This window comes from Oceanisphaera marina, from assembly GCF_014643915.1.
In the GTDB taxonomy this organism is placed as follows: Bacteria; Pseudomonadota; Gammaproteobacteria; order Enterobacterales; family Aeromonadaceae; genus Oceanimonas; species Oceanimonas marina.
Genome location: NZ_BMKE01000008.1, coordinates 20770 through 46791, shown reverse-complemented (window position 1 = coordinate 46791; position 26022 = coordinate 20770). Strand labels below are relative to the sequence as shown.

General features: G+C 53.3%; 25 protein-coding genes and 3 tRNA genes. 12 read left to right on the top strand and 16 right to left on the bottom strand.

Translation table 11 applies throughout. The annotated features are described in order from the left end of the window. Positions 1-67: 67 nt before the first annotated feature. The 3 genes from IEW52_RS06585 to IEW52_RS06575 form a co-directional block, all read right to left on the bottom strand. Positions 68-143, bottom strand: a tRNA-Thr gene (locus tag IEW52_RS06585). Positions 144-147: 4 nt separating this feature from the next. Then, a tRNA-Gly gene (locus IEW52_RS06580) sits at positions 148-222 on the bottom strand. 134 nt (positions 223-356) lie between these two features. Continuing rightward, positions 357-432 (bottom strand) — tRNA-Thr (locus IEW52_RS06575). A gap of 238 nt (positions 433-670) precedes the next feature. On the opposite strand from IEW52_RS06575, the gene coaA reads away from it, so the two are divergent. Then, the gene (gene coaA / locus IEW52_RS06570; protein ID WP_188629275.1) at positions 671-1612 is read left to right on the top strand and encodes a type I pantothenate kinase; all 942 of its coding nucleotides are present in this window, start codon (positions 671-673) and stop codon (positions 1610-1612) included. Positions 1613-1665: 53 nt separating this feature from the next. Here the strand turns inward: coaA and birA are convergent, their stop codons facing one another. The 10 genes from birA to IEW52_RS06520 all read right to left on the bottom strand — a co-directional run bounded on the left by birA (position 1666) and on the right by IEW52_RS06520 (position 12818). Beyond that, positions 1666-2643: a bifunctional biotin--[acetyl-CoA-carboxylase] ligase/biotin operon repressor BirA gene (birA, locus tag IEW52_RS06565; RefSeq protein ID WP_188629274.1), complete on the bottom strand. Its 978-nt coding sequence runs from the start codon at positions 2641-2643 to the stop codon at positions 1666-1668. Continuing rightward, positions 2631-3665, bottom strand: coding sequence for a UDP-N-acetylmuramate dehydrogenase (gene murB, locus IEW52_RS06560; RefSeq protein ID WP_188629273.1), 1035 nt, complete (start codon positions 3663-3665; stop codon positions 2631-2633). The genes birA and murB overlap by 13 nt, the downstream gene beginning before the upstream one ends. Before the next feature lie 102 nt (positions 3666-3767). Then, entirely contained in the window at positions 3768-5699 is a 1932-nt protein-coding gene (locus tag IEW52_RS06555) for a DNA topoisomerase III (protein WP_188629272.1), read from the bottom strand. 58 nt (positions 5700-5757) lie between these two features. After that, positions 5758-6219, bottom strand: coding sequence for a hypothetical protein (locus tag IEW52_RS06550; RefSeq protein ID WP_188629271.1), 462 nt, complete (start codon positions 6217-6219; stop codon positions 5758-5760). A 135-nt stretch (positions 6220-6354) separates the two neighbouring features. After that, positions 6355-6999, bottom strand: coding sequence for a protein-methionine-sulfoxide reductase heme-binding subunit MsrQ (gene msrQ, locus IEW52_RS06545; protein ID WP_188629270.1), 645 nt, complete (start codon positions 6997-6999; stop codon positions 6355-6357). Further along, positions 6999-8030 carry a protein-methionine-sulfoxide reductase catalytic subunit MsrP gene (gene msrP / locus IEW52_RS06540; protein ID WP_188629269.1) on the bottom strand — a complete coding sequence of 344 codons (1032 nt, stop codon included), beginning with the start codon at positions 8028-8030 and terminating at the stop codon, positions 6999-7001. The genes msrQ and msrP overlap by 1 nt, the downstream gene beginning before the upstream one ends. Positions 8031-8095: 65 nt before the next feature. Next, positions 8096-9439: a sigma 54-interacting transcriptional regulator gene (locus tag IEW52_RS06535; RefSeq protein WP_188629268.1), complete on the bottom strand. Its 1344-nt coding sequence runs from the start codon at positions 9437-9439 to the stop codon at positions 8096-8098. A gap of 5 nt (positions 9440-9444) precedes the next feature. After that, positions 9445-9930 (bottom strand): PilN family protein, encoded by a 486-nt coding sequence (locus IEW52_RS06530; protein WP_188629267.1) that lies wholly within the window; start codon positions 9928-9930, stop codon positions 9445-9447. Between the two features lie 3 nt (positions 9931-9933). Beyond that, a complete protein-coding gene (locus tag IEW52_RS06525) occupies positions 9934-11364 on the bottom strand; it encodes a sensor histidine kinase (RefSeq protein WP_188629266.1) in 1431 nt (476 codons plus the stop codon). 128 nt (positions 11365-11492) lie between these two features. Continuing rightward, positions 11493-12818: a sigma-54 dependent transcriptional regulator gene (locus IEW52_RS06520; protein WP_229667827.1), complete on the bottom strand. Its 1326-nt coding sequence runs from the start codon at positions 12816-12818 to the stop codon at positions 11493-11495. A 351-nt stretch (positions 12819-13169) separates the two neighbouring features. On the opposite strand from IEW52_RS06520, the gene IEW52_RS06515 reads away from it, so the two are divergent. The 6 genes from IEW52_RS06515 (at position 13170) to IEW52_RS06490 (ending at position 18391) form a co-directional block, all read left to right on the top strand. Then, positions 13170-13769: a FapB/FapC family functional amyloid domain-containing protein gene (locus IEW52_RS06515; protein ID WP_188629264.1), complete on the top strand. Its 600-nt coding sequence runs from the start codon at positions 13170-13172 to the stop codon at positions 13767-13769. A gap of 87 nt (positions 13770-13856) precedes the next feature. Next, positions 13857-15002, top strand: a complete 1146-nt coding sequence (locus IEW52_RS06510; RefSeq protein ID WP_188629263.1) for a FapB/FapC family functional amyloid domain-containing protein — start codon at positions 13857-13859, stop codon at positions 15000-15002. Between the two features lie 57 nt (positions 15003-15059). Further along, the gene (locus tag IEW52_RS06505) at positions 15060-15746 is read left to right on the top strand and encodes a C39 family peptidase (RefSeq protein WP_188629262.1); all 687 of its coding nucleotides are present in this window, start codon (positions 15060-15062) and stop codon (positions 15744-15746) included. Between the two features lie 7 nt (positions 15747-15753). Further along, the gene (locus IEW52_RS06500; RefSeq protein ID WP_188629261.1) at positions 15754-16476 is read left to right on the top strand and encodes a hypothetical protein; all 723 of its coding nucleotides are present in this window, start codon (positions 15754-15756) and stop codon (positions 16474-16476) included. A gap of 29 nt (positions 16477-16505) precedes the next feature. After that, the gene (locus IEW52_RS06495) at positions 16506-17690 is read left to right on the top strand and encodes a transporter (RefSeq protein WP_188629260.1); all 1185 of its coding nucleotides are present in this window, start codon (positions 16506-16508) and stop codon (positions 17688-17690) included. A 293-nt stretch (positions 17691-17983) separates the two neighbouring features. Continuing rightward, the gene (locus IEW52_RS06490) at positions 17984-18391 is read left to right on the top strand and encodes a CBS domain-containing protein (RefSeq protein WP_188629332.1); all 408 of its coding nucleotides are present in this window, start codon (positions 17984-17986) and stop codon (positions 18389-18391) included. An 85-nt stretch (positions 18392-18476) separates the two neighbouring features. Here the strand turns inward: IEW52_RS06490 and asnA are convergent, their stop codons facing one another. After that, a complete protein-coding gene (gene asnA / locus IEW52_RS06485; protein WP_188629259.1) occupies positions 18477-19469 on the bottom strand; it encodes an aspartate--ammonia ligase in 993 nt (330 codons plus the stop codon). A gap of 138 nt (positions 19470-19607) precedes the next feature. Here asnA and asnC point away from each other — a divergent pair, with 138 nt between their 5' ends. Further along, positions 19608-20081, top strand: coding sequence for a transcriptional regulator AsnC (asnC, locus tag IEW52_RS06480; RefSeq protein WP_188629258.1), 474 nt, complete (start codon positions 19608-19610; stop codon positions 20079-20081). A 115-nt stretch (positions 20082-20196) separates the two neighbouring features. Here the strand turns inward: asnC and IEW52_RS06475 are convergent, their stop codons facing one another. Continuing rightward, a complete protein-coding gene (locus IEW52_RS06475; protein WP_188629257.1) occupies positions 20197-20688 on the bottom strand; it encodes a hypothetical protein in 492 nt (163 codons plus the stop codon). 177 nt (positions 20689-20865) lie between these two features. Between IEW52_RS06475 and IEW52_RS06470 the strand changes: the two genes are divergently transcribed. The 3 genes from IEW52_RS06470 (at position 20866) to IEW52_RS06460 (ending at position 24287) form a co-directional block, all read left to right on the top strand. Beyond that, the gene (locus IEW52_RS06470; RefSeq protein ID WP_188629256.1) at positions 20866-21594 is read left to right on the top strand and encodes a response regulator; all 729 of its coding nucleotides are present in this window, start codon (positions 20866-20868) and stop codon (positions 21592-21594) included. Next, complete coding sequence (locus IEW52_RS06465) at positions 21584-22951, top strand: ATP-binding protein (RefSeq protein WP_188629255.1); 1368 nt, start codon at positions 21584-21586, stop codon at positions 22949-22951. Before IEW52_RS06470 ends, IEW52_RS06465 begins: the two co-directional genes overlap by 11 nt. A 67-nt stretch (positions 22952-23018) precedes the next feature. Beyond that, positions 23019-24287 carry an O-acetylhomoserine aminocarboxypropyltransferase/cysteine synthase family protein gene (locus tag IEW52_RS06460; RefSeq protein WP_188629254.1) on the top strand — a complete coding sequence of 423 codons (1269 nt, stop codon included), beginning with the start codon at positions 23019-23021 and terminating at the stop codon, positions 24285-24287. Between the two features lie 32 nt (positions 24288-24319). Here the strand turns inward: IEW52_RS06460 and IEW52_RS06455 are convergent, their stop codons facing one another. Further along, a complete protein-coding gene (locus IEW52_RS06455) occupies positions 24320-24943 on the bottom strand; it encodes a LysE/ArgO family amino acid transporter (RefSeq protein ID WP_188629253.1) in 624 nt (207 codons plus the stop codon). Between the two features lie 112 nt (positions 24944-25055). On the opposite strand from IEW52_RS06455, the gene IEW52_RS06450 reads away from it, so the two are divergent. Beyond that, positions 25056-25979, top strand: coding sequence for a LysR family transcriptional regulator ArgP (locus IEW52_RS06450; protein WP_188629252.1), 924 nt, complete (start codon positions 25056-25058; stop codon positions 25977-25979). Positions 25980-26022: the final 43 nt, after the last annotated feature.

The window sequence follows — 26022 nt, the reverse complement described above, 5'->3', positions numbered from 1 at the left end:
GAAGAAAGGGTTTTAACGTTTGGCAATACTTAGATAGGTCTGGAGAACTTACAGGAAGGAGAAAAACTGGTGCTGATACCCGGATTCGAACTGGGGACCTCACCCTTACCAAGGGTGCGCTCTACCAACTGAGCTATATCAGCAAATTGGAGCGGGCAGCGGGAATCGAACCCGCATCATCAGCTTGGAAGGCTGAGGTAATAGCCATTATACGATGCCCGCTAAACGTTGTGCTTAATACTTATAGCTCTAGGCCAAAGTACTAAACTAAGTACCGTCAAGTCAACGTTACTTATAAAATGGTGGAGGAGACTGGATTCGAACCAGTGAAGGCTGAGCCGTTCCTCCGAATGTTATGGTGCCGGCACCAAGAGTCGAACTCGGGACCTACTGATTACAAGTCAGTTGCTCTACCAACTGAGCTATGCCGGCACTAGAACGAGGCGAATTCTAGGCCAAGGCCGCGACTCTATGCAATACCTTTGCCCCAAGTTTTTTCATTGACGCGCTCAAGTGCACAATAAACACACAAAAAGGTCTATTGTTATGCATCCCTGAACAAACATTCACCAGCCACCTCTCCCTTTGCCGAGTCACAGGAGGCCGGCTGCTGTCTTGTTCATCTTTGCACCTTGGTGTATCGTCGCCAAGCGACCCTCAGGACACGCCCATGACGATAGATAACGACTCCCCTTATCTGGCCTTTTCTCGCGAAGCCTGGTCAGAATTGCGCGATACAGTACATCAGCCGCTGAGCGAAGCAGAGCTTACTCGCCTGCGCGGTATAAACGATAAGGTGTCACTGGCCGAAGTCAGAGACATCTACCTGCCCCTGTCTCGTCTGCTCAACCTGTACATTAAAGCCAAGCAACGCCGCAGCAAGGTACTGGATCAGTTTCTGCGCAAAGAGGCACGTCATGTGCCCTATATCATCAGCATTGCCGGATCGGTGGCGGTGGGTAAAAGTACCACGGCCCGTATTCTGGAGGCCCTGCTGGCACGCTGGCCGCAACATCCCAAGGTGGCTTTGGTCACGACCGACGGTTTTCTCTACCCCAACGCCGTGTTGGAAGAGCGTGGCCTGATGCGACGCAAGGGCTTTCCCCAGTCTTATGATATTCGACGGCTGGTGCAGTTTGTCTCCGACATTAAATCCGGCAAGCCCAGAGTCACGGCGCCTGTGTACTCTCACCTGAGTTACGATGTGGTACCAAACCAGGAAGAGGTAGTCGAGCAACCGGATATCGTGATCATCGAAGGCTTGAATGTGTTGCAAAGTGGTATGGATTATCCTCACGAGCCCCATCGCGTATTTGTTTCGGACTTCGTGGATTTTTCCATTTTTGTTGACGCCGACGAACGGCTGCTGAAAACCTGGTATGTGGAGCGGTTCCTTAAATTACGATCCGGCGCCTTTACCGATCCCGACTCTTATTTTCACCACTATGCCCAGCTGACCGAAGAAGAAGCAGTGGCTACCGCCAGCCGCATCTGGCAGGAAATCAACTACAAGAATCTCAAGCAGAACATTTTGCCAACCAAGGACCGTGCAGAATTGGTGCTGACCAAGGGCATGGAGCACGGCATCGAACAAGTGTGGTTGAAAAAGTAACTCCGGGATTGGGGATTAGGGATTAGGGACACACACCAACCCCCAATCCCGAGTCACCAATCCCCGGTGTTACTGCGCAATGAAATCTCGCCGCCTAAATAGCGTTTGATTTTGCCGCTCTCCAATTCCAGCAAGAGTGCGCCTTGAGAATCTATGCCACGGGCAATGCCGTGAATTTCCTGATCGCCCATCAGCACCCGAACCGGCTTGCCATTAAAGTAGTCCAGCCGATTCCATTGCTCGCGAAAAGCCGCTATGCCCTCCTGCTCGAATAACTCGAGGCTGCGTTGCAGCTGCTGACTCAATGCAATCACCAAGCCATTGCGGTCAGTCACCGCCTCCAGCTCGCTCAGCTCGGCCCAGGGTTGAGTAATGCGCTCTTGCTCGCTCTGGGGGAGTAACAGATTCAGCCCCATGCCAATCACCAGCTGGCAGGGGCCACCGGCGGTGCCGGACATTTCAACCAGAATGCCCGCCAGTTTACGGCCGTTAAGATACAGATCGTTGGGCCACTTTAGCTCTACGCCCGTAAAGCCCTGAGTTTCCAGTGCTTCAACGGCGGCGATGCCAACCACCAGACTCAAGCCCATGGCCGCCGCCATGCCCTGCTCCAGCCGCCAGTACATGCTCATGATCAGCTGGCCACCGAAAGGGGAAATCCAGGGGCGTCCACGACGTCCACGGCCCGCCGTCTGACATTCGGCCACACAAATATCGCCGTTATTCAGCTCGGCCAGCGAGGCCATCCAATGCTGGTTGGTAGAGCCAATCACAGGGATCAGATCGACCCGACTGGGTGCCAGCTCGCGACTTAAACGAACCTGATCCAGCAACTGCAGTGGTACCGCCAGTTTATAGCCCCTGCCGCTGACGCTGTAAACTTCCAGCCCCAGCGCCTTCACCGCCTGAATATGCTTGCTTATCGCAGCTCTGCTGACCGCCAATTGCTCGCCCAACTGCTCACCGGAATGAAACAGTCCATCGGCAAGCAGCGTCAACAGCTTCTGGCGCAGTGGAGTCAGTTCAGACATGCCAGCGCCTCGTCCAGACAGGTTTCGCCCTCGCTGCCCATCATGCGCACTTCTGGCTCCAGGCGCACACCAAACAGCTGCTCTACCCGTTCGCGTACCTGTGCGGCCAGTCGCAGCACGTCAGCTGCGGTGGCGCCACCATGGTTGACCAGCACCAGTGCCTGCTCGGTGTGCACGCCGGCTCCGCCTACTCGTGTGCCTTTAAGGCCGGCCTTGTCTATCATCCAGCCCGCGGCCAGCTTGCTCCAGCCCGGTTCGGCGGCAAATACCGGCAATGCCGGCCAGGCCAGCTTCAGCGCCTCGGCCTGTGCCGTGACCACCTTGGGATTTTTGAAGAAGCTGCCCGCGTTTCCCAATACCGCAGGATCCGGTAGTTTTGCCTGGCGGGTCGCGCAGACTCGATCGCATATTTGCTGCGCAGTGGCGGTCTCGCCCAGTTCGGCCAAAGGGCCGTAGCCCAGCACCGGCTGCCAGGCCTTGGGCAAGCGCAGCGTCACGCTCAAGATCAGGTGATGGCGCGCACCTTGTTTGAACACGCTGTCACGGTAACCAAAGGCACAGTCTGCCGCCGACCAATAATGGGTTTCACCACTTTGCCAGTCGAAGCTTTCTACTTGCTGGCAAAATTGCGCCAGCTCTACGCCATAGGCACCGATGTTCTGTATCGGAGACGCCCCTACCGTACCCGGGATCAAGGCCAGATTTTCCAGCCCTGGCATCCCTTGTTCCAGGCTCCAGCACACCAGCTGATGCCAGTTTTCTCCGCCTTCCACCTGCAGCAGCCAGGCGTCTTCGGTTTCGCTAACCTTGATGCCCTTCAGCCGGTTAACCAGTACCAGTCCGGTAAAAGGGGCGGTAAACAGCACATTGGAGCCTTCGCCCATCACCAGTAACTGGACAGATTGTCGGGCCTGCCATAGATGGGTGAGTTGCTCGCGCTCGGTCAACAGCACCAGCTGCTCGGCGGTTTGAGTCAGGCCAAAGGTGTTATAAGGGGCGAGAGATGCCGAGGTGAACTGCATGATGATGATTCCTGAATAAATACCGCGCCAGTGTACCTTAAGTCGCAGGAGCTGAGGAGTAAGCCGTAACAACTCCAGCCTGCAAATGTGGAGTTTTTCAGCTCATGCTTTGCGCTTCACCGTTTTGGCTCGGGGCTTTCGCTTGCGAAAGGCCTTGGGCCTGGTGCCGCCTTGCAGGCCTTTAAAAGCATTGGCATCCACCTGGTCAATCAGCTGTGGCAAAGAGGCTTCCAGCTCGGCCATAAAAGCCTGATAGCCAGCCTGCTTGCGACTAATGGCGTCCAGTACCGACTCCCAGCGCGCCGTCATGTCCGGCGTGGTGGCCGATGCAGGCAAACTGGCAATCAGTTTACTACCCGCTTCGTTGGCACGAATTTGCTTGCCTTCGCGGCGTAAAAACTGCCGGCTGAACAGTAACTCGATAATACCGGCCCGGGTTGCCTCTGTACCCAGACCATCGGTATCGCGCAGTATCTTCTTCAGCTCACCGTCGGTCACATAGCGGGCGATATTGGTCATGGCGGCCAGCAAGGTGGCATCGGTAAAGTAACGCGGCGGCTGCGTCAGCTTATCCAGCAGTTCCCCCTGCAAACACAGCAGGCTATCCCCCACTTTGAGATCGGGCAGTGAGGTGGGCACTTCTTCCTCTTCATCATCTGCTTGCTTATCCTGCAGGGCGAACAGTGTTTTCCAGCCCGGCTTGATGGTCTGCCTGGCGGTGGCCACAAAACAGCCTCCCGCTATGTCGACCTCCAGGCGCTTGTCTTCATAACTCCAGGGCGGATAAAACTGGGCCAGGTATTGCCGAGCCACCAAACGATAAATGTGCTGCTCGGCACTCGACAGCTTGCTGCCATCCATGGCTTTGGCGGTAGGAATAATGGCGTGGTGTGCTGCCACTTTTTTATCGTTCCAGGCTTTACTGCGCAAGGAGAGATCCGCCTCGGCCACCGCAGGCGCCAACTCAACACTGGTTTTTGCCACCGCCGCCGTCACGGCACCGGCCTGATGAAAGTGCTCGGCGGGCAGATAACGATTATCGGAACGGGGGTAGGTCAGCAGCTTGTGCCGTTCGTACAGCACCTGACAGATATCCAGCACCTGTTTGGCGCTGAAGCCAAAGCGCCGCGCCGCATCAATTTGCAGTGCAGACAGGTTGTAAGGCAGCGGCGGCGCCTGATTGCGCACCTTGCGCTCGGCCTTGCTCACGCGCCCCGGTTGGCCCGTGATGCGCTTGATGACATTCTCTGCCAGCGCCCGCGACAACACGCGCCCTTCTTCATCCTGCCAGGGCGCACAGGCCTCGCTGGGCTGCCATTTGGCTTTGAATTGCGCCTGACAGTCAGTTTGCAGCAGGGCCAGCACCTCGTAATACGGCTTGGCAACAAAGTCGGCAATCTCCTGATCCCGTCGCACCACCAGCCCCAGTACCGGAGTTTGCACCCGCCCCACAGATAACACCCCCTGATAGCCCATTTTCTGGCCTTGCAGGGTACAGAGCCGGCTCATGTTAATGCCATACAGCCAGTCGGCTCGAGAGCGCGCCAGCGCCGATACCGACAAGGGGACGAACTCGGTATTGGGCTTCAGGCTGGCCAGCGCCTTTTTTACCGCGCCGGGGTTAAGATCACTGATTAAACAACGCTGCACCCGGGCCCGCTTGGCGGCAGGCACAGCGCAAAAGCTGATCACTTCATCCACCAGCAACTGACCTTCTCGATCCGGGTCGCCAACATGAATGATATCGGTCGCTTGTTTGAGCAGCTTTTTAACCGCCGTTAACTGACTGCGGGTTTTCGGTTTGGCTTCCAGCTTCCATTCATGGGGAATGATCGGCAGATGCTCGAGTCGCCACTGTTTATAGGCAGGATCGTAGGCGTCGGGCTGCGCCTGCTCCAACAGATGGCCAATGCACCAGGTCACTACATCACCATTGCCCAGGCGAATAAAACCGTCGCCCTTTTGCTGAGGTTTGGGCAAGACATCAGCCAGGGCACGGCCCAGGCTGGGTTTTTCGGCAATATAGAGGATCATGATGTGCGCTTAACATAACTGTATATGGATACAGGTTAGCAGCTGGAAGAGGCTCAGTTCAATAATCGTCTTGCAGCAAGAAGTCATCCATGGACTCAACCAGATAAATCCAGTCATCTTCCACTACCGGCGTCACCGGATCTTCGTCGCCTTCGCCGTACTCCTGCCAATAATGAGCACGCAGCGCCAGCGGGAAATCCCCATAGTCTTCGGCCAGCGCCGACAGTGGCCCAAACCACAGAATACGGGTCAGCCCAACGGTCAAATCGTTGAGGTACTCCACCAGGGTTTCCGGGTCGGGGTACTGCTCTATCAAGAAGGCAAAGCGCTCTTTGGCTATCGCGGTTTGTTCCGAGTCCAGCTCGCCCAGCTCGGCAACATAACTGAGGTAATCATTCAGCAAATGCTCATGAGCGTGTTCTTCATCCTGCAGCCACTGGCAACGGGTTTCCTTTCGGCTGATCACCGACAAGGCAACCCCTTCATCGAGAAAACACAATGCCCACGCTTTATTATCCATTGACTACCCCGCCGCTACTTGAAAACTTGTTGCTCGTTAAGGGGCTAGTTTAGCTGAATGCCGTCCAATATGAGAGCAGAAACAAAGCTGGCAGCAAAACACTATGCTAGCCCCGCTTTCAGTGTCTGGCTTGCTTTACCCCTTGCTGTGCAGCACTTTTTTCTTGCTGTGGGCTTTCATTTTACTCCGCCACCAACGCTTGAGCTTGTCGCGGCGCCACCATAGCAAGCTCAGGCTCAACAGCAGATAAATGACCGGCTGGATCCAGCCGGATTTAACCGCCCACCAGTAATGAATCGGGATCAACAAGGCCGCCAGATACACCCAGTTATGCAATCGCTGCCAGCGACTGCCCAGCCGACGCTGCCAGCCCTGGGTAGAGGTGATGGCCAGCAACATCAGCACCAGCCAGGACGCCATGCCCAGGGTGATAAAACCCCGCTTGATGATTTCACTGCCAATCAGCCCCCAGGCCAACTGCAGGTCCAGCCATAACCAGGCCAGCAAGTGCAAACTGGCGTAGGCAAAACACCAGAGGCCAATCAAGCGGCGTACCTTGATCAGCGCCCCCGCCTTCAGCATTTTGGCCAACGGAGAAATACACAGACTGAGCAGCAAAATCCGCAATGCCCAGTCACCCAGATACTGAATCAATTCAGGAATGGGATCGGCGCTAAAGCGCCCGACCGAAAACGCCCACGGCAGCCATACCAGGGGCAGGCAAGCGGCCAAGTGAAGTAACACTTTCAAGAGCGTGACTTGTTTGGGGCTTATCTTCATTAATAGAACTTCCGCAAATCCATACCCCGATACAAGCTGGCCACTTCTTCCTCGTAACCATTGAACATCAGGGTTGGCTGGCGTTCGCTGCCAAATAGTCCGCCTTCGGCAATCACCCGTTCACTCGCCTGGCTCCAGCGCGGATGATCCACCTCTGGATTTACGTTGGCATAAAATCCATATTCATGGGCGGCCAGCCTGTTCCAGGTGGTCGGCGGCTGTTTATCGGTAAGATGAATGCGCACAATCGACTTGATCCCCTTGAAGCCGTACTTCCAGGGCAGGACCAAACGCACCGGCGCACCGTTTTGTGGCGGTAGCGTCTTGCCATACATGCCCACCGCCAACATGGCCAACGGGTTCATGGCTTCATCCATCCGCAGCCCTTCCACGTAGGGGTAATCAATGCCACCGCCGATAAACCGCGAGGCCTGACCCCGCATTTGCTCGGGATCATACAGGGTTTCAAAGGCCACATATTTGGCCTTTGAGGTCGGATTGGCCGCTTTTATGATGTTGGCCAACGGCACGCCGAGCCAGGGAATCACCATGGACCAGGCCTCTACACAGCGGTGGCGATAAATACGCTCTTCCAATTGCTGTTTTTCCAGCCATGCCCACACGTCTATGGTGTGCGGATTCTCGACTTCGCCAGAGATGGTGATCGTCCAGGGCCGGGTTTTGAATTGCTGGGCGTAACGAACGGGGTCGGACTTGTCGGCACCAAACTCGTAAAAGTTGTTATAGCTGGTGGCCACCCGTTCTGCGGTGGGGGGAATGGCTAGCTGATAGGCTTTGGGCTGCGTAAAGGACAGAGCCTGAGTGTTGGCCATGGCCGTTGTGGCAGGCTTTTTCTCTGCCTTGCCGCCAATCAAGGAGTCAAACAATCCGGCGCTGGCGGTGTTACTGAAAGCAGCCACTCCCAGCCCCAATCCCAGCCCCTGCACAATTTGCCGGCGCTGGCGATAAACCGACTCGGGGGTCACTGCATTTTCGCTTAGTTGTGATTTTTTCTTGTGGTGGATCCGCATATGAGTTCCATGACTTCATCTAATGACTGATTGCATACAAGGAGCGTCATCACGGCAAAAAAATTTCACTGTTTGCGCTTTTCCTTATAGGTACCGGCTTCAATGCCATGCCGATTGAGTAACTTGTAAAAATCGGTTCTGTTACGACCGGCCAGACCCGCAGCCTGACTGACATTGCCTTCGGTCATGCGTAATATCTTGTGCAGGTATAAGCGTTCAAACTCGGAACGGGCCTCATTAAAGGTCGGAAACTGCTCTCCGCTGTCCGCCAGAATGCCTTCCAGCAGTTGGGTGCCTATGACCGGCGCCGAGGCCATGGCAACCGCCTGTTCGACGACATTCAGTAACTGTCGAACATTACCCGGCCAGTTCGCCGCGGCGAGCATGGACAAGGCTTCCGGAGCAAAGCCCGTTACCTGGGTTTGCTGGCGTAACTTAAGTTGCTCCAGGGCATGGCGGGCAAGCAGGGGAATGTCTTCCGGGCGTTGTTGCAGGGCGGGTAAATTCAAGTTCACCACATTGAGCCGATAAAACAAATCTTCTCGAAAATCACCCTGCTCCATGGCCGTGACCAGGTCTTTGTTGGTGGAGGACAGGACTCGCACATCGGTTTTAATGCTGCGGGTAGCGCCCAGGGGCCGCACCTGCTGCTGGGCCAGAGCCTGCAGCAACTTGCCTTGCAATGCCGGTGGGAGATCTCCCACCTCTTCCAGCAACAAGGTGCCGCCTTCGGCCGCCAGAAACACCCCGGGATGATCCGATATGGCCCCCGCAAATGCCCCTTTAACATGCCCAAACAATTCAGACTCCAGTAATTGCTCGGTGATGGTGCCGCAATTAAGAGCGATAAAGGGGTGCTCCTGACGCGGGCTGGCATCGTGCAGAGCCTGAGCCATCAACGCCTTGCCCGACCCCGCAGGGCCGGTGAGCATAACGCTGATATCCAGTGGTGCCATGCGGCGAGCCTGCTCCAGCAAAGCCACCATTACCGGGCTGCGGGTCATGATGCGCTGCTGCCAATCATCGGCCACCGCCGGTAATGAAACCGCAAGGGCGCCATTAATGGTTTTGCGTAATTCTTCCTTGTCGATCGGCTTGGTTAAAAACCCGAATACACCCGAGCGCGTGGCGCTGACTGCGTCGGTAATGGAGCCATGGGCTGTCATAATCACCACCGGTAAGCCCACATGCTGGCGCTGGATGCGATCAAACAAGGCCAGACCATCCATGCCATCCATACGCAGATCGCTCAGCACCATATCGGGCCGTTCCTGCTCCAGCCATTCCAGCGCCTCGGCCCCGCTGGCCGCGGTGTACACCTCAAAGCCTTCACTTTTCAAGCGCAAGCCCAGTAATTTCAGCAAGCTGACATCATCGTCCACCAGCAGTATTCTGGCTTTACGTTTCATGGCATTTACTCTCGAAATTTACGTTCGTTGATCTGCTGATCAATATTGGCCAGCTCTTTCAGCTTGCGCGTTAGGTTGGCGACTTGCTGTTGGCGTTCGGCCAGCTGGCGTTGCTGTTGCAGTATTTCCTGATTATAGGCCTGATACACCCCAAAAAATTGTTGCTCTTGGGTGTTTGCCTGAGACAGGTGGTGTTGAAGCAGCTGCTGAGCCTGCTGGCGCTGGCTGTTGGTGGCTCGAGGATGGCTCAACCAGAGAGCCTGCTTTAACTCGTTGCCACTTGTTTGCTGTAAATGCCGCAACGCTTGCTGACGTTCGGCTTCACTGCTGTGCATGACGGTGGCCGATAGTTGCAACCAGTTATTTAGCTGCTGGCTTTCTGTCACTACCGGTAACTCGGGCTCCACCTCATGCTGATGAGATAACGGAAAAGGCAAGGTACACCCCGACAACATGAGCGCCAATACACCGCAACACCATGCTCTATTCATGTTTTATTCCTTTATATCGTTATTGTTAGGCAGGCTCAGTTCAAAACAAACCAGCTCTGTCATTGTTGTATTCAATACCAGGCGTCCGCCCATACTCTCGGCGGCCTCACGCGCAATACTCAGGCCAATACCCGAGCCTTTGAGCACCCCTTTTCGTACCTGACTCCCCTGTACAAAGGGCTCGAAAATGCGCTCTCTATCATGCTCGGGTATCGGCTGCCCCGTATTGGCAACGGTCAGTACATAATCCGGGCCTGCCAGGTGGGCGGCTATTTGCAACACGCCGCCCACATCGGCGTAATTCACCGCATTGGAAACAAGGTTATCCAGCACCAATTTCAAACGGTGCCCATCGGCGAGTGGACATTCATCAATCAGTGATACGCTGACCTGCAGCAATTTATTTTCAATGGTCAGCCGATGAGCTTCCAGGCTTTGTTCCAGTAGCGGCAATACCGATACCGGCTCTTCATAAACCTGCACTTGCTGAATGCGATTGTAATCCAGCAGTTGCTCAATCAGCTCCTGTAAACGCAGGCTGTTGTGCACCAGCAAGCCACAAATTTCTTCCTGTTCCGCCGTCAGGGGGCCCGTCACCCGCTCCATCAATAAATCGGCACCTTCGCGCAGGCTGGCCAGAGGGGTTTTCAGCTCATGAGACAAGTGGCGCAAGAACTGCAACTTTTGTGCTTCCAGCTCCCGCAACCGCAGATGCAACCATTGCAGCTTATCCCCCAGAGCCACTAACTCCAACGGGCCGCGGATCGGCTTTTCTTCCGGAGCAACACCGGCCCCCAAGGTTAAAATTCTTTTTTCCAGCTGCCGTACCGGACGAATGATCAGGTAAGTAAACAGCAGTGCCAACAGTAAACTGGCGCCGCCCAGGGCCGCACTCAACATCCACAATTGCCGGCGCACCACAATAACATGATCCCGTTCTTGTTGAATGCGCTCATCAATCTGGGCCCGGGTTAGCCGATCCAGGGCCAGAGTCGCACTGCTGAACGCATTGAAAATAACGGCCCGCTCTCGGATTTGCTGACTGCTGGCCTGGGCCAGATCGACCAGATAAACCAGTTGATGTTGTAGCGAAGCACCCAGGGTGCCGCCATCAATTCCCAGTAACAGTTGATCCAGTTCCAGCCGATAGCGTTCGAGCAGGCGCAGATAAGAGTGCCGCAGCTCCGGGTTTTCCAGCACCACATAGCGGCGGATGGCTCGTTCCATTTCAAGCGCCAGATCATTCATGTCCGACGCTCTGCGAGTATCCACCACGGCGCTTTCAATACCATCTTGTGCCAGCAGAATAACCCGCTCCAGGCTACGGCCGTTCTGAATAACCAGCAAGATGAGCGGCAACAGCACCAACGTAAAGGCAATCAATACCAGCCGTAGCAGAGAACGAGGGGCAAACCCTCCAGCCGCATTAGACATTATCCACACACCCCATCACTTGACGATGGCGCAGGATAGCAAAAATGAGCGCAAACGCAGACCACATAAACAAAAAACGGTCACTGAAGAGTGACCGTTTACCGTTTCATAGGGTTCCATAAACAAGGTTACAACAGGCTGTATTTGTCCAGTAATCGATACAGGGTGGCTCGCGATACGTTTAATTGCTTGGCCACCGAGCTGATCTTGCCATGAGACTCATTAAGTGCACGAGCCAGCGCCTCTCGCTCCGCGACTTCACGAATCACTTTAAGACATTCTCCCTCGGTAGGCGGCGGGCCCGAGTCAATTTCCAGATCAATAGGTTGGATGTAACGCCCAGTGGTCATGACACTGGCGCGCTGAACGCGATTAAGCAGCTCGCGCACATTGCCCGGCCAGCGATACTGCAGCATGGCAACATCGGCCTGTTCAGAGAAATCCAACCGGTTACTGCCTTCCTGCTGCTGCAAGAATTTTCTTGCCAACAACAGAATGTCATCTCCACGTTGACGCAGCGGCGGTATTTTCAAGCGAATGACATTAAGCCGAAAGTAGAGATCTTCGCGAAAGCGCCCCTCTTTCACCGCCGCTTCCAAGTCCACATGGGTCGCGGCAATAATGCGTACATTAAGATGAATGGACTCATGTGATCCTACTCTTTCTATGGTTTTCTCTTGCAGAAAACGCAATAGATTGACCTGCTCCTCCAATGGCAAATCGCCAATTTCATCCAGAAACAAGGAACCATTATGAGCCGCTTCAAGTTTACCGATTTTTCGCTGAGTCGCCCCGGTAAAAGCCCCCTTTTCATGACCAAACAATTCCGATTGCACCAGTTGAGCCGGCAAGGCACCACAGTTAACGGGAATGAAAGGTCCCTCGGCACACTCGGATGCCTCATGCAGCTTGCGTGCAACCAGCTCTTTGCCTGTGCCGCTTTCACCCGTGATCAATACCGGAAGCTGGCAGCGTGACAGTTTTTGCATCTGCTGTTTTAGAAAATGCATGCTCTGACTTTGACCCAAAATCATTTCGTTTGAATCAAAAGACGTCACGGCCGCCCGACCTGTGTCACACAATCGAGCCATGCCCAGCGCATGCCCCAGCATGAATTGCAGCCGCGTAAAGTCGGGTGGGCTGGTATGAAAATCATAAAAATAGTTTTTCAGTACATAGCGCACCGCATCATTATTCAAATGAGACTTACTGATCATGGCTATCCAAAAAACACGGGCATGAACTCTGATAAATGATTCAATAGAGTCTATGTTTGTTGCTTCACTTATTTCAATGACACCAACCTGCACTCCCTCCATAACAGAAGCAGATGGAGGGCTGACGAGGTTATTCACATGCCTCACATCCCACTCCATCCTGCTAATTTCACTCACAATTTCACTATTGCCATGACACAAAAACAATATCGGGTGATCTTGCTGCCGGTGATTCATTCGCTATTCCCTGCTTTGATGATGCCGGTATGTTCTTAAGGCTAGCCGATAACGGTCAGGTACAAAAATCTTATATGCGCTTCAGCCATAAAATAAAATTTATATTAACAAAAGGTAATAATGTCTCATCTTTGATAAAAATCGATATTTACGAGAAACAAAGATAAACCATTGATTAATATTAGGTTATTTTTTTAAAAAAGCGAGCTAGTCTCTTTGTTGAGACAAACGAACTCCCTCCAAAAAAACAAAAGTATAAATATCAACAACTTAAAAGTTGGCCCCGCTTTTGCAGCTTATCTATGCACAGAGTCACCAAATACCAGATTCGCGACATGCAGGGAGCATGATATGTATAGGGACAGCGTTATAAAAGTAGCCAGCGTTACCGTGAACTATACAGTAGCCACCATGCTGTTTGCATCCCTTCATGTATCTGCTGCTGGCTTACCGCAAAATGTTAATCGCATTGAGCCCAACACGCTAAACGAAGCCAGTGGTTTTGTCGGTATCAACGTCGCTGCCGGCGACAACAATATTCAGGCTAATAATACCAGCATCGCCTTGGGTAAAAATGCGCAAACGCTGAATCGTTCATTCATGCAAACCACGACTTCCGCTGATACCGGCTCCGCCAATGTCAGTATGGGTGCCAACACCTTAACTAACGCTCGCGGTCTGATTTCTGTAAACCAGGTTGCCGGTTCGGGCAATGCTCAGCTAAACGATATTGCCCTGGCGTTTGGCGACAACATTCAAATGCTCTCGGATATATCACTCAGTATTCGTCCGCCGGCAACGAACAACTCAAATGATAATGACGACATCAATAATAAAACCGTCTATTTAGATAACAATTCGTTGAAAGGAGCCACCGGCACCATTCAACTTAACCAGATTGCCGGAAATGGCAATATAGCAGTAAACCGGGTGTCCATGCCCATCCAATAAACGGCAGCCTTTCTGGTGGGTGCCACCAGAAACAAGTCGTAATTGCAGTGTGTTAAAGAGTAAAAATTGCTTTCAAGGAGAGAGACAATGAAAAAACTTATTATAGCCCCAGTAGCAGCCGTTGTTATGCTTGGTTTAAGTGGTTATGCCAATGCTTCTGATACCGGTGTTGATATTTACAAGCATGTTCATATTACAAACCATATTGATTATAGCGGCCACGCTAAAATTCATGGCTCTATCGGTGTTAACAAACTGGGCATGGCGGTAATTGATAGTTATCAAAATACCACCAACAACTGGGTTGGCAATACCCGTAACACCAACAATGCCAATATTTCTGGTGGCTCGGGTAACAACATGGCCGGTAATGGCGGTGTGAACGTCGCCGCTGGTGATAACAACGTACAGGCCAACAATACAGCCATGACCGTATTGGGTGATGATGCCGCTCCAGATGAAGGTGAAGGCGGTGATAATAATGAACGTCGAGGCCGCCCAGGTAATACCCACTGGGATAAGAATGGTGGAGCTTCTGTTGATGCCGAAATTGGTTCTAGTCAGGTTTCTGCGTATAACGATGTCGACAACCAGGGTAACCATAACAATGCCCGAATTGACGGCGGCTCGCTGAACCGTTCTGCCGGTAACCTGGGCGTAAACGTCGCCGCTGGTAACGGTAACGTACAGGCCAATAACTTTGCCCTGTCTTACGGCCAGAATGCCAGCCTGGCGGTATCTACCGTAGATAACAAACAGTTCACTACCAACAACAACACTACTAACAAGACCCTAACAACCAGACGTGAAGGCGAGACCGTTGGGGTGGCATTGGTTGGTAAGGCTTACGGTTCCTATGAAGGTACCAGCGTTCAGAGTAACGACGTTTACCCTGAGATCTGGCAAGGTGGTTCCGCTTCTGACGGCCATACTGGTGGTCAGTACTGGGGTCATATGGACTTTGATGGTGCACCGGGCGCTGGTGGCGATTCGCCCAGCTCCGACAATGATGGTCACTTCGAATTTGCTGAAGAAGGTGATATCAAGTTGGGAATCGTCATGGTCGGTGGCGTGAAAACTTACAATACCATCCAGGGTCGTACCAACGTGAATAACGCGGTACTGAGTGGCGGTTCATTGAACGGTGCTGCTGGTAACGTAGGCGTTAACGTGGCGGCGGGTACCAACAACCTGCAAAGCAACAACATGGCACTTAGCGTAGGTAACTTCTAACGCTCCTCTGGCTCCGGAGCAATCCGGAGCCTTTTATTCTTTGCTGAGGGAACGGCAATGAAGCTACTTCTGATTAGCGTATTACTCTCCCTTTCTTATTCCACTATGGCTGCCAATATTAATATGACAGGCGTAGTATCCGGCGTAGGTGGTGCCAGTAAAAAAGTAACCAGCCTGGCCGAACGTCGTTTTATCGGCGTAGAACAGCAACAAACCGACTTCAGTTGTGGTGCGGCTTCGGTAGCGACCATATTAAAGTATTCCTATAACATACCAACCAAAGAAAAATGGGTAATGGACGGTATGCTGGCCATGGCAGATCCGGAGTTAGTATCTCAATACGGATTTTCCATGCTGGACATGAAAAATTATGTAGAAATGCTGGGCATGCAGGCGAAAGGATTTAAAGTAAAATCAGAAAATATTGACCAACTTACCATTCCTTCTGTTGTGCTGCTGAACATTAAAGGTTTTCATCACTTTGTGGTGCTTAAAAAAATTGATAGCGAAGGTCGGGTTTATTTGGCAGACCCGGCTCTTGGCAATCAAATTGTTGAAATGGATGAGTTTCTGGCTGGCTGGAACAATATAGTGTTAGCCATTATTGGTGAAGGCTACGACAAGCACTCTATTTTGGCCAATCCCGCCCTCCCCCTGACCGCGCGAGGCCGAGACGGACGCTTTGTTCCTGTGTCTGATGCAGCCCTGATGGAATTTGGCTTCAACTATAAAGACTTGTTGTGAGGTTATTATGAAACGGATAGCAGGATTGCTGGCGTTGGCATCAACCATCGGAATGGCACAAGCCGCAGAACTTCCCACCTTGTTCAATAACTCTGAGGTGGGCGTACTGCTAAGCGATGACGTACTGGGCGCACAGCGTGGTAAGTATGTATCTGGCCCCCAAAATCATTATTTTGGCATTGAATTTATAACCTCGATCGCGGGCCCTAACGGCAGCATATTAAGCAGCGGTATGCAGTTAAACGTGAACTTCAATCGTAATCAACCCAAGGTAACAGTTAACGTATACGGTAACGATACGCCTTTATCAACGGATGCCACGGCGAACAATACCCCTAACGGCAGCGGTCTGGTTCAGTTAGCGCAAATTGCCGGTAATAACAACACAGGCATTAATGATTTGAGTTTTATACCCGGCTATATGCCGACTCAAGGCTCAACAATCAACTCGGGAGGACACTATCAACTCAAGATGCCTCAAGGCATGGTGCGTTACGAGTTTAACAGCAAAGGTATCGGCATGGCATATACCTCGGATGACAACAAAATAACGGCGGCGCAAATGGTGCGTAACAACAACGGCAACCAGGGTTTTGTACAACAATTTAGTATTGCCGATAATAATAAGCTATTGTCTAATCAGGCTAAGTTCTACATGGGCGATAAAATAGGTGCCTATACCGATTTAGCCAAGACCCTGCAGCAGCAGTTGCCTATGGGGATTAGATAATCGCGATCACTTACTCGCAGGGAATGCGCATGAAAAAAACAACCATTGTATTGGCGATATTAAGTTGCTCTTCTACCATGGCGATGGCCCAAAATGCCTCTTCGGCTTCCGAAGAGGCATTATTGCAGCAGCAACTTGATAATTTACGCCAGCAACTTATTCAGCAAAACCAGCAGCTACATCAGTTGCAAAATCGCCTGGCGACCAGCCAACAACAGTCCGGCGCGCAAGGTGCAGCTACCCGGGTAAGCGGCGAGCGGCGCGAGCCCGCTCCCAGCCGAGCGACCGAAGATCTGTTGATAGAACAACATAACGTATTCGATCGCAAATTCAGTCTCGACTTTGGCATGAGCTACGCCTATTACGATCGCAAGCAGCTGCTGTTACGGGGCTTGAGCTTTGCCGATGCCATTTTCCTTGGCCGTATCGAGACCGATCGTATTCGCTCCCACCAGTGGACCGCGGACATCACCGGCCGTTACACCTTTAACGACCGCTGGCAGGCCGAGCTGAAAATACCCTACGTTTATCGTTATATGGAATACACAGCCAAAGACGGTAATAACGGCACAATTACAGACAGTCTCAGTGACAGCAACATCGGCGATATCAGCGCCGCTGTTTATTATCGACTGCTCACCGAAACCAGCAGCCGACCCGATCTGGTGTGGAACTTCAGGGTCACAGCCCCCACCGGCCGCGACCCTTATGGTATTCCCAACAGCCCTAGTAATGCTAATACAAACCTACAGGATGTACCGTCCGAGTTGGCCACGGGTAGTGGCTTGTGGGGACTGTCGACGGGCTTCTCTGCCGTTAAAACCGTGGATCCGGCCATTTTATTTGCCAGCGTCGACTATACCCATTACCTGAAAGGCAGCTTCGACGATGTGTCGGCAGCCGGTGGTGATCAGCCAGGTGAAATACAGCTGGGTGATTCTTTTGGTTATGGCCTGGGCATGGCCTTCGCCCTGAGCGAACGCCTGAGCTTGTCACTGAACTTTAACCAGAGCTTTAACCGAGAAGCAAAGCAGGCTCTGGATGGCGATAGCCTGGTTAAAGTCCCGGACACCAACGGTAACTCGGCCACCATGGGCATGGGCGTTACCTGGGCCATAGACGATAATCTGTCGATGGTCGTCAACTGGGCAGCCGGTTTAACACAAGACGCCCCCGACTATGTGGTGGGTGTACGCTTCCCCTATCGCTTTTAATCACCCTAAGCCGTATCACTCGCGATACATACTCACCCCCGACAGTAAGCGACTGTCGGGGGTGAGCTCATTAACCACCCGATAAAGCACTTCGCACAACACTTACGCTTACGCTTACGCTTACAATAATGCGGCACTTGCCACTTTACCGGCTTGCCGGTGCACTATACTGTTAAGGTGGTGCAACTGCAGTGAGGCTGTTAACGACCTCTTCACTCGGCTCCGGTTGGCTTACTGGGCAATATAGTGGCACACTCGGTTCAGGCCCATGTTGAAGGAGAATCATTATGGCAATGGCAACGGTAAGCGAAATTATGCGGCGGAGCATCCCCTTGCTGACGGCAAACATGTCCATCACAGAGGCGCTAGACAAATTACTGTCTTCCGAACTAAGCGGCCTGCCGGTAGTGGATACGCAACGCAAAATCATCGGCTTTCTTTCCGAGCAAGACTGTATCCCCAATTTGGTTAAAGCCAGCTATCACTGCGACAACCGCGTCACGGTCAACGACCTGATGTATAAAGAGCCGTTAACCGTTTCACCCGATACCGATGTATTTGAACTGGCGCGCATGATGGGCGGTGCCAAGCCCAAGCTGTACCCGGTAGTAGAAGACGATAAAGTGATCGGCATTGTCACTCGGCATCAGGTCATGCAAGTGCTGAATGAACAACTGCAAAACTGCTCAATCAGTTATTAACCTGCGTTATCGAAGTAAAAACGGGAACCCTGAGGTTCCCGTTTTAAATGCTTGAGCCAATGCTTAAACTGGCTTACAGCATCACTTACAACAAGGCGTCTACCGAATCGTGCAACTCCGCAGGCCAAACCCCGCATTGCACCTGACCAATATGCGAGAGCTGCAGCAACAACATGGCAAGACGAGATTGACCAATGCCGCCACCAATAGTCTGTGGCAATTCACCGGCCAGCAATGCCTGATGCCACTCCTGAGTAGCGCGATCTTCTTGCCCAGTCATTGCCAGCTGGCGCTGCAAGGCTTCCTGATCCACCCGAATCCCCATGGAAGATAGCTCGAAGGCATCTTCCAGTACCGGATTCCATACCAGAATATCGCCGTTCAATCCCGCCAGACCATCTTTACCTGTGCTGGACCAGTCGTCATAATCAGGAGCTCGCACATCATGAATGTCACCATGACTCAACTGGCAGCCAATGCCAATTAAAAAGACTGCGCCAAATTCTTTGGCAATGGCGCGCTCACGGCCTTTGGCATCCAAATCGGGATAGCGGGTCAGCAGCTCTTCGGCGTGCAGAATCTGGATGTGTTCGGGTAAAAATGGCGTCAGACCAAATTCGGCGGCGGCGGCCATTTCGGTTTGTTTGATGCCGTGATAAATCTGCTGCACGGTACGCACCAGGAAGTCGGCGTCACGATCCTGGGTCGACATCACCTGCTCCCAGTCCCACTGGTCGACATACACAGAGTGAATGGGGCTTAACCGATCTTCGTCCGGGCGCAGCGCCTTCATGTGCGTATAAATACCTTCACCCGCTTCAAAGCCAAAGCGAGCCAAGGTATGACGCTTCCATTTTGCCAGTGAGTGCACGACTTCGAAGGTGGAGCCGGGAATCGCTTTTACTTTTACCTGCACTGCTTTTTCGGAGCCAGACAGGTTATCTTGCATACCATCACCCAGGCGGCTGAGAATAGGGGCCTGCACTTCCAGCAAATTGAGCTGCTGCGCCAGTTGACCGGAGAAATACTCCTTCACAAAACGGATCTGGCGTTGGCGTTCAATATAGGATTGCTTCATTTCATTCACCTGGGTTGCTAATTGGTTTTAACGAATAATCAGGCAAAAGCACTTTGAATTCAACATTAAATAGTAAAAACTCCATCTTTAGATTAAATTAATCAAAATAAGACTAATTTTTTGCGGGATAAATAAAATATGACAGAAAAGAGCGCCCTTGATTACCGAATCGACAATCTGGACAAATCCATTCTTATCGCGCTGATGGACAATGCCCGCGCCCCCTATGCGGAACTGGCCAAGCGCTTCGCCGTTAGCCCGGGAACCATTCATGTACGGGTCGAGAAAATGAAACAGGCGGGCATCATCGAAGGCACCAGGGTACAGGTGAACCCTAAAAAGCTGGGTTACGATGTGTGCTGCTTTATCGGTATTATTCTGAAAAGCGCCCGGGATTATCCGTCGGCACTGGCCAAGCTGGAGCAGCTGGAAGAAGTAGTGGAAGCCTATTACACCACAGGCCACTACAATATCTTCATCAAGGTAATGACCCGCTCTATCGATGAGCTGCAACAAGTACTGGTACACAGGTTGCAACCCATAGATGAAATTCAGTCCACCGAAACCCTGATTTCGTTACAGCAACCCATAGACAAAGACGTGACGCCTTAGGCTCAACCGTGAAGAGTGAAGGGATCACTCTTCATATTTTACTGCGCAACCAAAAAATACCGAAGCGGTGAGCTTCGGTATTTAATGTTCTCTTTACGCTTCACACTTTGCTATTTTACCCTTTGCTGGCCTCAGTCAGCTTGTCTTGCATCAGCTTGATGCGCAGTTGCTTGAGCTTGTGATCGGCGGTAATTTTTTCCAGGGTCGCCGCTTTCAGCGCGTTATCGGTAATTTGCTCGGCCTTGTGTTCGGCCATCAGCTTGCGCAGTAATCGGCCTTGCTCAGCCGAGGCCAGTCGTGCCTGATAGCTGGCAATAAACTGCGACTTCAGCTCCGGGGTTTCCAGTTTTTCCATCCGCTTGGCGATGTGCTGCTCAAAACGGGCGGGGTCCATCATCTTGGCGCCCATCATTTGGTGATGGCGCTGACCATGATGGCGTTGCTTGTGCATGCCTTTGTGCTCTCCCTCGCAACCCTCTTTCATGTTCATGTTTTGCTCGTGATGCCCTGTCATCTGCTCTGCATGATGATCGGCGGCATTCACTAAAGCAGGAGCGGCCAGCAAGCTGGTGGCGAGTAACAAAGCGCTATATTTCATTTTCATCATAATGACCTCAACAAGGAGTGGATTCACTATCTAGTAAAGCAGCCCCTTGTCAGCAAACTGTGTCAGGCACAGACTTTTTTGTCACAAAGTGTGACGCCTCTGATGCTTGCCATACTTTGACATCATTTCTGGTGACAAGACGCTTATACTGGCTCGGTAGCAACAAGAGGACGACAGATGAATACGGGCAGGCAGTTACTGGTAGTCGATGATCATGGAGAAATTCGTGATCTGTTGAAGCGCTTTTTAGAACAACACGGTTATAGCGTGCAGGCAGTAAGAGACGGTCAGGCCATGCGCCAGCATCTAGCCCAGCAGCAGCCCGACCTGATTATTCTGGACCTGATGCTGCCCGGCGACGACGGCCTGACCCTGTGCCGTGAGCTGCGCGGCCAGGGTAATCAGGTACCCATCATCATGCTGACCGCCGTGGGTGAAGAGACCGATCGCATCATAGGCCTGGAAATGGGCGCCGACGATTATCTGCCCAAGCCCTTTAATCCCCGAGAACTGCTGGCGCGCATCAAGGCGGTATTAAGACGCCAATCGACTGCCGGTACCGCGATAACCGCAGCAGAAGACGTTCAGCAACTGTACTTCGATCGCTGGTGCCTGGATCTGGCACGCCGAGAGCTGCGTGACGAGCAAGGCGTGACCGTGAGCCTGAGTACCGCCGAATTCGACCTGTTGCGGGTGTTTACCCAGCACCCGCATCGCGTGCTTAGCCGAGACCAACTGCTGGATCTGGCCCGCGGCCGTGAGGCACAAGCTTTCGATCGCGCCATAGACACCCTGGTCAGCCGCCTGCGACGCAAGCTGGAGCAGGACTCCAGGCAACCGAGCTTGATCAAAACCATCTGGGGCGGCGGCTATATGCTGGTGGCCGACGTGCGCCATGGGGATTAAGCGACTGCGTTATTGGCTGGGCAGCCTCACCGGACAAGTGATCATGGTGGCGCTGTTTGCGCTGGTACTGATCCAGCTGGTCGGCATACAAATTTATCGTATGGAGCGGGAAGAAACGCTCGGCCTGGTCAACAGCCGCTTTACCCTGCAACGATTGATATCGGTTACCCGCCTGCTTAATCAGGCGCCCCCAGCCCTGCATCACGAAATACTGCGTGCCAGTCGCAGCGAAACCCTGCAGTTAAGCCTGAATAACACTGAGCCACTACCAGACGAACGTAGTGCGCGCTTTGAACACATGGTGCGCAGCAAACTGGATTATCCCGAGCAGCTTGCCATTCACATCAGTGCCGAGCATAAACCCCATCAAGACAGCAAGCCGCCTCGGGAGCATCCACGTCACCGACACCCGCCCGTCAGGCCCGATATTCGTCTGCAGGGAGGCATTGAGCTGATGGATGGCCGCTGGCTGAATTTTACCTCCCTGAGTGACCGGGAAATTCCCGGTTGGTCGGTAAAAGCCGTGCTGTCTTTTATCCTGCTCGCCGCCCTGCTGGCCGGTTTGATGATCTGGCTGTTGCAGCGCACCACTCGTCCCTTGAAAGAGCTGGCGCAGCAGGCAGAACGGCTGGGGCGTGGCGACAAAGCCGAGCCGCTCACCGAAAGCGGCCCGCGAGAAATTCGCGATACCCTCACCGCCTTTAACCGCATGCAAGACCGACTGGATCGCTTTGTCTCGGATCGTACCCGTATGTTGGCAGCCATTTCGCACGACTTGCGCACCCCTATTACCACCTTGCAATTACGCTGCGAATTTTTACCCGACGGGGAAGACAAGCAAAAAATACAGCAAGGCCTCAAGCACATGGAACACATGCTCAATGCCACCCTGCAATTTGCCCGCGAAGATGGGTTATCCGAGCCGATACGAAATCTGGACTTACCCAGCCTGCTGCAAAGTCTGTGCGATGATTTGCAAGACAATGGCCACGATGTGACCCTGGTTGAACCGCAAACGGTGATTTATCGAGGTCGCCCCAGCGCCCTGCGCCGCGCCCTGCAAAACCTGCTCGACAATGGTGTAAAATACGGCGGCAAGGTAGAAGTACAACTCGCCACCACAGCGGATCAGGTGCAGATACAGATCCGCGACTTTGGCCCGGGCATTCCCGAAGCCCAGCAAGAAGAAGTATTCAAGCCCTTTACCCGCCTCGACTCCGCCAGAAATCTGGAGGACGGCAGTATAGGGCTGGGCCTGGCCATTGCCCGCACCCTGATCCACCAGCACGGCGGCACACTCACACTGGGTAATCATCCACAGGGTGGTCTGCTGGTGCGAATAGGCTTGCCCCGCTAAGGTCGACTTTACAGCTTGAGCGAAAGTTTCTACATTGAACCACCTCACCCTACAAGGAAAGTGCCTCATGAAAGACGAAACGCTGGCTGTTCACCACGGCTATACCACGGATCCCACCACCAAATCCGTGGCCGTACCCATTTATCAAACCGTGGCCTATGAGTTTGACAGCGCCCAACACGGCGCCGATTTGTTTAATCTGGAAGTGCCGGGCAACATCTATACCCGCATCATGAACCCCACCAACGATGTGATCGAGCAGCGCGTATCCGCACTGGAAGGTGGCATAGCCGGCCTGGCGGTATCGGCAGGCAGTGCCGCCATTCACTATGCCTTGATTACCCTGGCGCAAAACGGCGATAACATAGTGACCACGCCGCAACTCTACGGCGGCACCTACACGCTGTTTGCCCACATGCTGCCCAGCATGGGCATTGAAGTACGCTTCGCCGAAGACGCCAGCCCGGCGGCCATCGCCAAACTGATTGATGCCAATACCAAGGCGGTATTTTGTGAGAGTATCGGCAACCCGGCCGGCAACGTCACCGATTTGCAGGGGCTGGCCGATGCGGCTCATGCCCAGGGCGTGCCACTGGTGGTCGACAACACAGTCGCCACGCCTGTGTTGTGCAAGCCCATCGAATTTGGCGCCGACATAGTCGTGCACTCGCTGACCAAGTACATAGGCGGCCACGGTAACTCACTGGGCGGCATGATTGTTGACGGTGGCAAGTTTGACTGGGCCAAACATAAAGCCCGTTTTCCGCAGTTTAATAACCCCGAACCGGCTTATCATGGCGTGGTATACACAGAAGCCTTCGGCCCGGCGGCCTTTATTGCCCGCGCCCGTACTGTGCCGCTGCGTAATACCGGCAGCACCTTGTCGCCCATGAACACCTTCTTGTTGCTGCAAGGGCTGGAAACCCTGCCACTGCGCATGGAGCGTCATGTCGAAAACACCTTTAAAGTGGCCGAGTATTTACAGAACCATGCCGCCGTTGACTGGGTGAACTATGCGGGCCTGCAAGATCACCCCGACCATGAACGTGCCCAGCGTTACATGAAAGGCAAGCCCTCGGCCATTATGTCGTTTGGCTTGAAAGACGGTTATGAAGCCGGAGTGCGTTTCTACGATGCACTCAAGCTTATCAAGCGACTGGTGAACATTGGTGACACCCGTTCGTTGGCTTGCCACCCAGCGTCTACCACCCATCGCCAGATGAGCGAAGCCGAGCAGGCACAGGCGGGCGTAAAGCCCGAGATGATTCGCCTGTCGATTGGCATTGAGCATATCGACGATATTATTGCCGATCTGGAACAAGCCCTTAACGCATAATATGCAGGTGAGGCGGTCGCACGCCTCACCCTTTACACATACTCATACAACCCCAGCGCCAGCTTGGCCGCCAGCAACCACATCAATAAGCCTATGGTTCCGTCCATTACCTTCTGTATAACAGGTCGATTCAGCCAGCTACTCATGCGTGCCGCCGCCAGCGCCAGGGTGAAAAACCACAACAAAGACGCGCTAAAGCAGCCGATGGCAAACGCCCATTTGTCCTGCTCGGCAAAGCCGCCGCCCACCGAGCCCAGTATCATCACGGTTTCGATATACACCTGCGGATTGAGCAAGGTCACCGCCAACACGCCGATGATCACCGCTTTTAGCCCCCGCTGACGGCCATCCAGCGCCACCGTCTGCTGTTGCTGAAACACCCGGCGCCAGCAATGAGCGCCATATATCAGTAAAAAGATCATGCCCGCCAGACTGATGCCCCAATACAGCACACCGTGCGACTGCAGCACGGCGCCACCGCCGAATACGCCCAAGCTGATCAGTAATACATCAAACAGGCTGCAGATAGCGGCCACCAACAGGTGGTATTGGCGACGCATTCCCTGATTGAGCACGAAGGCATTCTGCGCCCCAATGGGAATAATCAGCCCCGCACCCAGCGTAAATCCCTGCACCCAGGGTAACCAGTAGATCATTTTTATACTTACCTTGCCAACTCGAATAGCGACCAGCCTAAAGAGCGGTTACAGTTAAGTAAAACTAATAAAACTTCAGCATCATAAGAATAATTAATAACAAGGCAACACAATGAGCGAACTGGACTACAAGCTACTGGCCGCCCTCGACAAGGTGGTCAGCGAGCAAAGCTTCGAGCGGGCGGCGCAACAGCTGCACCTCACGCAATCGGCCATCTCTCAGCGCATCAAACAACTGGAATTGCGACTTGCCCAACCCTTGCTGGTCCGCGGTCAGCCGCCGTACCCGACCGAAGCCGGCCACCGTCTGTTGGCCCATTACCGCCAGGTAAGCCAGCTGGAAAACGCCGTCATGGCAGACCTGTTACCGGACGCCCCGCAAAAGCCGCTCACCGTGACCATAGTCACCAATGCCGACAGCCTGGCCACCTGGCTTATTCCGGCACTCACGCCGCTGCTGCATAGCCACCCCATAGAACTCAATTTACTGATCGAGGATGAATCGCGTAGCCTGGAACGGCTAAAACGCGGTGAGGCCTTCGGTGCCATCAGTGTACAGGCCGAGCCGCTGCCCGGCTGTCGCTGCGATGCGCTTGGCAAGATGGATTATTTATTGGTGGCCACCCCCGAATTTCAGCAACGTTATTTTGCCGGCGGCTTGAACATGGCGGCTTTACAGTTGGCGCCAGCGGTGGCCTTTGACCAGCGGGATGACATGCATGCTCGCTACATAGAGCAACATTTTGGCTTGCCGCCCGGAGACTATCCTTGCCATGCGGTACGCTCGGCAGAAGCCTTCGTGGCGATTGCCCGCTCGGGTGCCGCCTATTGCCTGATCCCCAGGCTGATGATCGAACACGATTTACAGACGGGGCAACTCATCGAGCTTTATCCACCAGGCAGACTCACCGAGCCCCTGTACTGGCATCGGTGGTTACTGGAACGGGGCATTCACAAAGACTTGTCCTATCGCCTAATCGACTATGCCCGGCAAACGCTACCCGCCCTTGACCTTGGAGATACCACCATGGTTTAGACTCGAGTCAGATTCAACATTGGTCGGCTTTCACAAATAAGGA

What these genes read in the sequence shown, in the direction of transcription:
- coaA (WP_188629275.1), top strand. Translation starts at nt 671, where the DNA reads ATGACGATAGATAACGACTCCCCTTATCTGGCCTTTTCTCGCGAAGCC.
- birA (WP_188629274.1), bottom strand. Translation starts at nt 2,643, where the DNA reads ATGTCTGAACTGACTCCACTGCGCCAGAAGCTGTTGACGCTGCTTGCC.
- murB (WP_188629273.1), bottom strand. Translation starts at nt 3,665, where the DNA reads ATGCAGTTCACCTCGGCATCTCTCGCCCCTTATAACACCTTTGGCCTG.
- IEW52_RS06555 (WP_188629272.1), bottom strand. Translation starts at nt 5,699, where the DNA reads ATGATCCTCTATATTGCCGAAAAACCCAGCCTGGGCCGTGCCCTGGCT.
- IEW52_RS06550 (WP_188629271.1), bottom strand. Translation starts at nt 6,219, where the DNA reads ATGGATAATAAAGCGTGGGCATTGTGTTTTCTCGATGAAGGGGTTGCC.
- msrQ (WP_188629270.1), bottom strand. Translation starts at nt 6,999, where the DNA reads ATGAAGATAAGCCCCAAACAAGTCACGCTCTTGAAAGTGTTACTTCAC.
- msrP (WP_188629269.1), bottom strand. Translation starts at nt 8,030, where the DNA reads ATGCGGATCCACCACAAGAAAAAATCACAACTAAGCGAAAATGCAGTG.
- IEW52_RS06535 (WP_188629268.1), bottom strand. Translation starts at nt 9,439, where the DNA reads ATGAAACGTAAAGCCAGAATACTGCTGGTGGACGATGATGTCAGCTTG.
- IEW52_RS06530 (WP_188629267.1), bottom strand. Translation starts at nt 9,930, where the DNA reads ATGAATAGAGCATGGTGTTGCGGTGTATTGGCGCTCATGTTGTCGGGG.
- IEW52_RS06525 (WP_188629266.1), bottom strand. Translation starts at nt 11,364, where the DNA reads ATGTCTAATGCGGCTGGAGGGTTTGCCCCTCGTTCTCTGCTACGGCTG.
- IEW52_RS06520 (WP_229667827.1), bottom strand. Translation starts at nt 12,818, where the DNA reads ATGAATCACCGGCAGCAAGATCACCCGATATTGTTTTTGTGTCATGGC.
- IEW52_RS06515 (WP_188629264.1), top strand. Translation starts at nt 13,170, where the DNA reads ATGTATAGGGACAGCGTTATAAAAGTAGCCAGCGTTACCGTGAACTAT.
- IEW52_RS06510 (WP_188629263.1), top strand. Translation starts at nt 13,857, where the DNA reads ATGAAAAAACTTATTATAGCCCCAGTAGCAGCCGTTGTTATGCTTGGT.
- IEW52_RS06505 (WP_188629262.1), top strand. Translation starts at nt 15,060, where the DNA reads ATGAAGCTACTTCTGATTAGCGTATTACTCTCCCTTTCTTATTCCACT.
- IEW52_RS06500 (WP_188629261.1), top strand. Translation starts at nt 15,754, where the DNA reads ATGAAACGGATAGCAGGATTGCTGGCGTTGGCATCAACCATCGGAATG.
- IEW52_RS06495 (WP_188629260.1), top strand. Translation starts at nt 16,506, where the DNA reads ATGAAAAAAACAACCATTGTATTGGCGATATTAAGTTGCTCTTCTACC.
- IEW52_RS06490 (WP_188629332.1), top strand. Translation starts at nt 17,984, where the DNA reads ATGGCAACGGTAAGCGAAATTATGCGGCGGAGCATCCCCTTGCTGACG.
- asnA (WP_188629259.1), bottom strand. Translation starts at nt 19,469, where the DNA reads ATGAAGCAATCCTATATTGAACGCCAACGCCAGATCCGTTTTGTGAAG.
- asnC (WP_188629258.1), top strand. Translation starts at nt 19,608, where the DNA reads ATGACAGAAAAGAGCGCCCTTGATTACCGAATCGACAATCTGGACAAA.
- IEW52_RS06475 (WP_188629257.1), bottom strand. Translation starts at nt 20,688, where the DNA reads ATGATGAAAATGAAATATAGCGCTTTGTTACTCGCCACCAGCTTGCTG.
- IEW52_RS06470 (WP_188629256.1), top strand. Translation starts at nt 20,866, where the DNA reads ATGAATACGGGCAGGCAGTTACTGGTAGTCGATGATCATGGAGAAATT.
- IEW52_RS06465 (WP_188629255.1), top strand. Translation starts at nt 21,584, where the DNA reads ATGGGGATTAAGCGACTGCGTTATTGGCTGGGCAGCCTCACCGGACAA.
- IEW52_RS06460 (WP_188629254.1), top strand. Translation starts at nt 23,019, where the DNA reads ATGAAAGACGAAACGCTGGCTGTTCACCACGGCTATACCACGGATCCC.
- IEW52_RS06455 (WP_188629253.1), bottom strand. Translation starts at nt 24,943, where the DNA reads ATGATCTACTGGTTACCCTGGGTGCAGGGATTTACGCTGGGTGCGGGG.
- IEW52_RS06450 (WP_188629252.1), top strand. Translation starts at nt 25,056, where the DNA reads ATGAGCGAACTGGACTACAAGCTACTGGCCGCCCTCGACAAGGTGGTC.